Annotated in this window: 10 protein-coding genes; all 10 read right to left on the bottom strand. The window is 60.4% G+C overall.

Going from position 1 to position 7,234, the window contains the following annotated elements; translation table 11 throughout:
• Positions 1 to 49: 49 nt before the first annotated feature.
• A complete protein-coding gene (locus tag IE158_RS13000) occupies positions 50 to 223 on the bottom strand; it encodes an alpha/beta fold hydrolase (RefSeq protein WP_229839128.1) in 174 nt (57 codons plus the stop codon).
• Positions 224 to 420: 197 nt separating this feature from the next.
• Entirely contained in the window at positions 421 to 1,992 is a 1,572-nt protein-coding gene (pruA, locus tag IE158_RS12995; RefSeq protein WP_189644141.1) for an L-glutamate gamma-semialdehyde dehydrogenase, read from the bottom strand.
• A gap of 102 nt (positions 1,993 to 2,094) precedes the next feature.
• Positions 2,095 to 2,616, bottom strand: coding sequence for a hypothetical protein (locus IE158_RS12990; RefSeq protein WP_189644140.1), 522 nt, complete (start codon positions 2,614 to 2,616; stop codon positions 2,095 to 2,097).
• Positions 2,617 to 2,682: 66 nt separating this feature from the next.
• Entirely contained in the window at positions 2,683 to 3,630 is a 948-nt protein-coding gene (locus IE158_RS12985) for a proline dehydrogenase family protein (RefSeq protein ID WP_189644139.1), read from the bottom strand.
• 48 nt (positions 3,631 to 3,678) lie between these two features.
• Positions 3,679 to 4,134, bottom strand: a complete 456-nt coding sequence (locus tag IE158_RS12980) for a DoxX family protein (RefSeq protein ID WP_189644138.1) — start codon at positions 4,132 to 4,134, stop codon at positions 3,679 to 3,681.
• 155 nt (positions 4,135 to 4,289) lie between these two features.
• Complete coding sequence (locus IE158_RS12975) at positions 4,290 to 4,763, bottom strand: MgtC/SapB family protein (RefSeq protein WP_189644137.1); 474 nt, start codon at positions 4,761 to 4,763, stop codon at positions 4,290 to 4,292.
• Between the two features lie 74 nt (positions 4,764 to 4,837).
• Positions 4,838 to 5,224, bottom strand: a complete 387-nt coding sequence (locus IE158_RS12970) for a hypothetical protein (protein WP_189644136.1) — start codon at positions 5,222 to 5,224, stop codon at positions 4,838 to 4,840.
• Between the two features lie 45 nt (positions 5,225 to 5,269).
• Positions 5,270 to 5,692, bottom strand: a complete 423-nt coding sequence (locus IE158_RS12965; RefSeq protein ID WP_189644135.1) for a hypothetical protein — start codon at positions 5,690 to 5,692, stop codon at positions 5,270 to 5,272.
• A gap of 45 nt (positions 5,693 to 5,737) precedes the next feature.
• Positions 5,738 to 6,502: a DNA repair protein RecO gene (recO, locus tag IE158_RS12960; protein WP_189644134.1), complete on the bottom strand. Its 765-nt coding sequence runs from the start codon at positions 6,500 to 6,502 to the stop codon at positions 5,738 to 5,740.
• Between the two features lie 97 nt (positions 6,503 to 6,599).
• A partial coding sequence (locus tag IE158_RS12955) for a hypothetical protein (RefSeq protein ID WP_229839127.1) occupies positions 6,600 to 7,234 on the bottom strand: 635 nt, incomplete at its 5' end.

Raw genomic sequence — 7,234 nt, 5'->3', positions numbered from 1 at the left:
CACACAAGACATTTCCGCCTGGATGACCCACGCCTATCCTGGAATGTTCTTATGTCAAATGCTCTAGCAGGTCCAGCAGGGCAGACAGCATGTCATCCAGAGTGCAGATGGTAGACCCAGCCGCACTCTGACCCATGCCTGGCAGATCGATGTACAGGCGCTCCCAGCCGTCCCGCTCCCTGAACAGAGGCTCGAAATCGGCCTGCTCTACGCGGCCATTCATTCCCCAACCGTGTACGCACACCAGCAGGTGCCCTGTTCCAAATCGTTCTGTATGCATAGCAACCTCACAGCAAAACTCCCGGCGTACAACCGGGAGTCAGAAAGATTGGATTTTGGTTCCCGGTGGGATAGACGAACGCCGGGGTTTGAAGCGAAGCATACTGTCCGAAGCCGCCGAGTACAAGCTGGGGCCGCAGCTTACCAGCGCTCGGTCACCGTCTTGAGCTGCATGAAGTTGGCGAGGTAATCCGGGCCGCCCGCCTTGCTGTCGGTGCCGCTCATGTTGTAACCGCCAAAGGGCTGCACGCCCACGATGGCGCCTGTAATTTTGCGGTTGAAGTACAGGTTGCCCACCTCAAACTCGCGGCGGGCCTGTTCCAGATGCTCGCGGTTGTTGGAGATGACGCCGCCCGTCAGGCCGTACTCGGTGGCATTGGCGATATCCAGAGCATCCTGCCAGTCACGGGCGCGAATCATGGAGACCACTGGACCGAAGATTTCTTCCTGTGCCAGACGCGCGTCCCGCTTCACGTCGCCGACGATGGTAGGCTGCACGTAGTAGCCGGGCTTGCCGTCATGCTCGCTCGGCGCTTCACCGCCCAGCAGCACCTTGCCTTCTTGCGGAGCAATCTCCAGGTAGCCCTTGATCTTGTCGTGGCTCATCTGGTTGACCACGGCGGTGACGTTGGCGTTTTCTTCGCCCGTTCCCATCTTGAGGGTCTGAGCGCGTTCCACGAACTTGGCGGCGAGTTCGTCGTAGATGCTGTCCACCACAATCAGGCGGCTCATGGCGCTGCACTTCTGACCGTTGAAGCCAAAGGCCCCCTGTACTGCAGCCGTCACGGCCACGTCCAGGTCGGCGCTTTCATCCACAATCAGTGCGTCCTTGCCGCCGAGTTCCATGATCACGCGCTTGATCCACTTCTGACCGGGCTGGGTCTTGGCGGCTTCAGCGTTGATGTTCAGGCCCACGGCGCGGCTGCCCGTGAAGGTGATAAAGCGGGTCTGGGCGTGCTTGACGAGGTAGTCGCCCACTTCTGCACCCTTGCCGGGCAGGAATTGCAGCACACCGTCGGGCAGGCCTGCTTCGCGCATGATGTCCACCATAAAGCCCGCGATGAGGCCCGCGTCTTCAGCAGGTTTCACGATCACGCAGTTGCCTGCCACAATCGGCGCGGCGGCCATGCCGAGAAAAATCGCGCCGGGGAAGTTCCAGGGGCTGATGCTCACGCCCACGCCGAGCGGAATGTACATCAGGCCGTTTTCTTCGCCTTCATACCAGTGGGTTTCCGCCGCGCCAAAGTGCGCGTACTTCATCGCGGAGCGGGCGTAATACTCCAGAAAGTCAATCGCTTCAGCAATTTCCACGTCGGCTTCGGCGTAGTTCTTGCCCACTTCAATGCTCATCAGGGCGTTGGCTTCCAGGCGGCGGCGCTTGAGGATGGCCGCGGCCTTCAGCAGGATGCGGGCGCGGGCGTCCATGTCCCACTTTTTCCAGCTCTCGAAGGCCTTCCAGGCACCTTGCAGGGCATTTTCGGCGTCCTGAATGGTCGCTTTGGCGGTGGTGCCCACCACTTCGTCGGTGTTGGTGGGGTTCAGGCTGGTCAGCTTCTCGGCGGTGTCTACTTCCTGGCCGTCAATGATGAGGGGATAATGCTTGCCGAGGAGCTCTTTACGCACTTTGGCGAGGGCGTCTTGATAAGCCCTCACATTCTCCTCTTTGGTGAAGTCAATGAACTCCTGCGGGCGGTAGGGTTGCACTTGAATCATGGTTGGTCCTCCTGAGCGCGTCTGACGCTGCTTCGGTGGTGTTGTCGCTGTGAGGCGTGAGGGGGCGGATGTGTCCCCTCAGTCTAGCCTAGGCCCCGGCCCTTATGCAAAGCTGTATACAGGCCAGGGAACGTGTAGATTTATGCGTTGAAGGCGCAGTTTTGGTTGCCGGTGCGCTCGGCAAAAGCCGTATAGCTCCAGCGAGTCGGCGGGGTTCCAAGACCAGTCCAGATTGCTATAAAGACTAAGTCCTTCGGTGTCGGCTTCCGGGAAGGCCAGGTCATACAGTTTGCGGTAGACCCTGTCCGGCGCATCGGTGATGCGGAACTCACCGCCCATGATATGGTCGCGCAAATTCCCGCATTTGTCCCAGAGCTGTCGGTCATCCTGTACCAGGGCGCAGGCAAAGGCAGTCCGAATCAGGTGGCGCTGAAATTCGCTGTATTCATCCAGCGCCGCCAGCAGGCCCTGATTGAAAAAGAGCAAGGACTGAACTTGAGTTCTCAAGGTTGAAGACATCAAAAGGCTCTTGCTCCCGTCGTAGTCGGAGCCGGGTTTTGTGCCGTGATACCAGTCCCAGAATTTGTGGCTGGCACCGTCCAAAAATTCGCGCAGCCAATACAAGTTCACGTAGCCCAGAGGATTGGGAAAGGGGCCAGCAGGCCCACTCAGCCCTGGCCCCTCTGTCACTTACAGCAAGCCACGCAGCACGAACATCACATTCTTGGGGCGCTCGGCGATACGGCGCGAGTAGTAGCCGTACCATTCCTTGCCGAACGGAATGTAGGAACGCACCGTGTAGCCCTGCTCGGCCAGCTCGCGCTGCAAATCCTCGCGGATGCCGTACAGCAGCTGGAATTCAAACTGGTCCTTGGGGATACCGTGGGCCAGCGCAAAGTGCATCACGTCATAGATGATGTGGTGGTCGTGGGTGGCCACATTGCAGTAATTGCCGGCCTTCAGGTGCTCGTAGACCAAGCGGCGGTAAGCGGCGTCAATCTCTGGCTTGCTTTGCATGGCGACAGAGGCGGGTTCCAGATAGGCTCCCTTGACGATGCGGATGTTGGGGCGCAGGTCGTCCAAGCGGCGGCGGTCCTCTTCGGAGCGGTGCAAATAGGCTTGCAGCACGGTGCCCACATGCTGATGCCCGAATTCGTTCACCAGTTCGCGGAACAGGCGCAGCGTCTCGTCCACGCGGGGATGGTCTTCCATGTCCAGATTCACGAAGCCGCCGTATTCCTTGGCGCGGGCCACGATTCGCCGGGCGTTCACATCGCCCAGGTCCTGAGGTTTGCCGTCTGGGCCATTGACCGTCTGGCCCTGGCCGATGGCCGAGAGCTTGATGGAGTTGTAAGGCGTGAGGCCCGCTGCGTGAACCTGGTCAATGGTTTGCAGAATCATCTCGGTGTTGGCGTTGGCGGGCTCTGGCGTGTTCACGAATTCGCCCAGCAGGTCAAGGTTGCCCTGAATGCCCTGGGCCTCCAACCGGTGGATGGCTTTAATCGCGTCCTGCGCCGTTTCGCCCGACACGAAGCGCTGCGCCAGGGCCCAGCCCTGCTTGCTCAAGACTTTTTCTACGACTGGATTGCCGGCCACGCTCAGGGCGACCTGGCGGTACAGCTGCTCAAATTGACTCATATTGGCTTCTATTCTAGGGGGTGTAGGTGGCCAGATGCAGCACCTGCTTCAGCGGCGGCGTGGCCCGGCTTCAGTGCTTCCCAGAGCTCCCGTGGTCCACAGCGCACCGGCCACCAGCACCGGCTGAAACAGCAGCCGCACGAAGCGCTTCCCGTCGGTGTCCAGACCGAAGGCGTCGGCGTGGGTCAGGTACTGCGACACGTTGCCCGGAAACACGGCGGTGAAGAATCCGGCGCTGATCCACCCCAGGGTGCGGCGGTGCTGCGGCAGGGCCAGCAGAGCAGTGCCCAGCGCGATTTCGGCCACACCTGAAGCCACCACAATAAAGTCCTCGCTCAGATGCAGTGGGCCGTCTGTGAGCATGTCTGGCACCTGGGCCGGGAAGTCGTCACGGGCAAAGGTCAGGTGCGCGGTCCCGGCAGCGATCAGGGCACTGCCCAGCAGCAGGCGGCCCGCTGTTTGGAGGGTGGTGGGGGTAGGGGCGTCAGCAGTGGCCTGGGTCATACCCCACGCTGACATGCCAGGGCCGCCGCAAAGTGAAGCGGCCTTACCCGCACCCTCAAGTCCGAAGACTTGCCCAAGTGCTGGGGCCACTCATGGTCATCTGGGCAGGCGGATGGATCATTCATTTGGACCAATGTTGCCCGGCTTCGGTGTCACTAGGTTCCAGTGTCATTCGGTTCCAGGGACAGTCGGCTCAGCGGCCCCAGCGTAAACAGAAACAGCGCTGTGGCTCCGGCGGCCAGCACGTACAGGTGCAGTCCGCAGGCCACGCCCACGGCGGCGGTGGCCAGCAGGCCCGCTGCGGTGGTCAGCCCTTTGGCTCCCTCGCTGCCTTTGGACGAAAAAATCGCCCCGGCTCCCAGAAAGCTGACCCCACTGACCACCGCGCCCAGAATGCCGATCATGTCGAAGCGAACCTGGTCGTCTTCTTTGGCAAACGAAGTGACCAAGCTCTCGCCCAGCACGATAAACAGCGCCGCGCTGACGCCGACCAAAATGTGTGTCCGCAGGCCCGCGCCGTGTCCGCCTTGCTGATGGCGTTCCCGCTCCCAGCCAATCAGGCCGCTTAGGACGGCAGCCACCAGCAGGCCCCGCAGCAGCAGAAGTTGATCCCATACCGCGCTGTCCATGAATGCCCGCAGCATAGAGGAGCCGTACCAGCCCCGCACCTTGACACAGGGTTGAGGGAATTGTCATGGCAAGGTCAGCTCACGGGCTCTGCGTGGAGGCAGCGGGCGCAGACCAGGTCGTGCGGCTGTAGGGTGTGGGTCAACCGGGCGCGTCTCGAGCGCCGCATCCACAAGGTGACGGCTCCTGCCAGTGTGGCCAGGGCTAATCCTATGGCCTCCGCCAGACCCCAAGCCCACCCCCGCTGATGTGGTCCGAAAATGAACGTGCCCACCGTGGGGGAAGCCAGCGCCAACAGCATGAGCCCGCCTAGAATCAGGATGTGGAGGGGCAGCCAGGAGTCGGTGGGGTTCCAGGCGACCCACAGAGGTTCAGTCTCCCCGGCCAGTTCGCTCCAGCGGGTCATCGGGTAGCGGCAGCGGGGGCAGTCCCGCCAGGTGGGTGAGGGAGTGGGCCGGAGCATCTTGAGAACCTATACGCAGCCTAGAGCGCCAGGGTTGCTCCCAGCTCAGAACATCTGTGCGCCGGATTCGATGGGGAAAATGCGCTCGGCCAGCGCCTGGAGGCCAGTGGTGCCAGCGCGGCCCTGGCAGTGGACCGTGCTGTGACACAGGGTCACGTAGCGGCTGCGGCGTTGAGCGACCACCACGCGGTAGATGGTGGCCTCGCTGGGCGAGCGGGTGTAGTGGCACAGGTCACAGTGCAGCGCCGTTTTGGCCTGGCCGCTGAGCGGTGTGAACTCGGCCAGCTGCTGTCCGCAGACCAGCGCCAGTCGCCCATCCGCCACCGGGTACAGGCCCAGGGTGGGCTGACCGTTCGCGCCTTGCGGCACTTCGGCGCTGCCGGGAAACAGTTCGTGCAGCAGCTCGGCGGCGCTGAACGACTGCCGGCTAGAGTTCTTGGCCGCGTGCTTGTCGGAAGAGTCGCTCATCTGCCCTGCATGCTAGCGGTCAGTGTGCAGGCCGACTGTGGCCAGCTACCCGGCGTGCAGGTGCGGCCAACTGCGGACCTTGCCCACCTGCACACCCACGAAGCGCTCCAGGCCCTGCCAGAGGGGAGCGCGGTCCTCGGCGGGCACTGGGCAGTCCATGTTCTCGCGGACGCTGCGGCGCATCACACTGCGCAAGAACTCCAGGCTGGATGGGCTCAGTGCCCGCTGGTGCGAGCAGCGCCCACACAGCAGTTCGCCGCCAAAAGGGTCAGGGTGGGCCGGGTCGGGTGCCCCGCAGCGCACGCAGGCGCGGGTGCGGGGCGGGAACCCAGCCAGCCCCAGCAGCTTGTAACTCATAACCAGGGCCACCCACTCGGGGTCCTGATGGTGGGCGGTGCCGCGCAGGGCTGCTGTAAACAGGTCAAAAGCCTGCTGCCCGTACTCGCCCTCCTCGCCTTCTTGGAAGAGCAGGTCGGCCAACTCGGCCAGCAGGTGCGCGTAGGCGTGGCGTTCCGGCAGCGCCAGCCGGGGCAAAGCGCCTTCCAGGTTTGCCTGCTGAATCACCGCCAGGTCATCGCCGGGGCGGGCGTACACTTGCAGGCCCACATGGTGAAACAGGTTCAGCGCCCCCGCGTGCTTGCCGCGCAGGCCCCCGCGTGCAATGGCCCGTAATTTGCCCTGTGGCGTCAGCAGGCTGACAATCAGGTCGCCTTTGGGCGTCTTCCAGCGCCGCAGCACCACGCCACTGCGCGAAGTGGAGCGCTGGCGGCGGGTGGGGCGTGCGGTGTGGGGAAGGGGCGGCTGCGTCACGCTATTCAGTGTATGGTACGAGGTATGGAGAAAATGGTCGGTGGGTGACTAAAGTTATTACGCGGACTGTTGAATTGGGAGATATCTCTTTAGTAAATTAATTTTTATTAAAAGTAAAACCGAAGGTGCCAAAAGAATCTGATAAATCTATATTCATGGCTATCTGATTCCAGAAATCACCAATTGTAAATGCCGCTCTCTCATTATTAAGAGATATGTAATAGGTTTCTGAAGTAGAGGTTGTAGGATTTATAACTGATTCGGAGCAAACTAATGACAACATAGAGAATTTAAAGGCATCCTTATTCCTCTGTATGAGACTTTCTTTGATAACACTGTGCATAAAATTACTAGTCGAAATAGTTCCGCTTAGGTGGGTTCTCTTAATGACCGCACTATTATTTAGCTGCCCAAGGAAAGTGAGTTTTGTGCAGCTATAAGACATATCATCGAAAACATTAGATTTAGTAAAAATCTCTTCTCCGTAAGTAAATTGTGATTTGAAGGCAATAACTCCTCCAGTATATTCATTGTAGTCGACAAAGCTTCCCATACGACTATTGACTGTTGTGGAGGGTACTGGAAGCCAGCTGCCTATATTCTGTGCTTCAACAGTGCTACACAACAGCAAGCTTAGGAGGGCGAAAACTTTTCTTCGCATGTGTCTAAGTAGCTTCCGGGTGTAGATTGCATCATATTGCAATTCCCCAGTTGGCTCCACCAACTGCCCTT

It is taken from the genome of Deinococcus piscis (assembly GCF_014653275.1).
GTDB classification, from domain to species: Bacteria; Deinococcota; Deinococci; order Deinococcales; family Deinococcaceae; genus Deinococcus; species Deinococcus piscis.
Note: the sequence above shows the minus strand (reverse complement) of the source record. Positions and strands in the feature narration are given on the sequence as shown.

Bases quoted from the DNA above. Each gene is read 5' to 3' on its own strand.
- IE158_RS13000 (WP_229839128.1), bottom strand. From the start codon at position 223: ATGAATGGCCGCGTAGAGCAGGCCGATTTCGAGCCTCTGTTCAGGGAG.
- IE158_RS12970 (WP_189644136.1), bottom strand. From the start codon at position 5,224: ATGCTCCGGCCCACTCCCTCACCCACCTGGCGGGACTGCCCCCGCTGC.
- pruA (WP_189644141.1), bottom strand. From the start codon at position 1,992: ATGATTCAAGTGCAACCCTACCGCCCGCAGGAGTTCATTGACTTCACC.
- IE158_RS12980 (WP_189644138.1), bottom strand. From the start codon at position 4,134: ATGACCCAGGCCACTGCTGACGCCCCTACCCCCACCACCCTCCAAACA.
- IE158_RS12975 (WP_189644137.1), bottom strand. From the start codon at position 4,763: ATGGACAGCGCGGTATGGGATCAACTTCTGCTGCTGCGGGGCCTGCTG.
- IE158_RS12985 (WP_189644139.1), bottom strand. From the start codon at position 3,630: ATGAGTCAATTTGAGCAGCTGTACCGCCAGGTCGCCCTGAGCGTGGCC.
- IE158_RS12965 (WP_189644135.1), bottom strand. From the start codon at position 5,692: ATGAGCGACTCTTCCGACAAGCACGCGGCCAAGAACTCTAGCCGGCAG.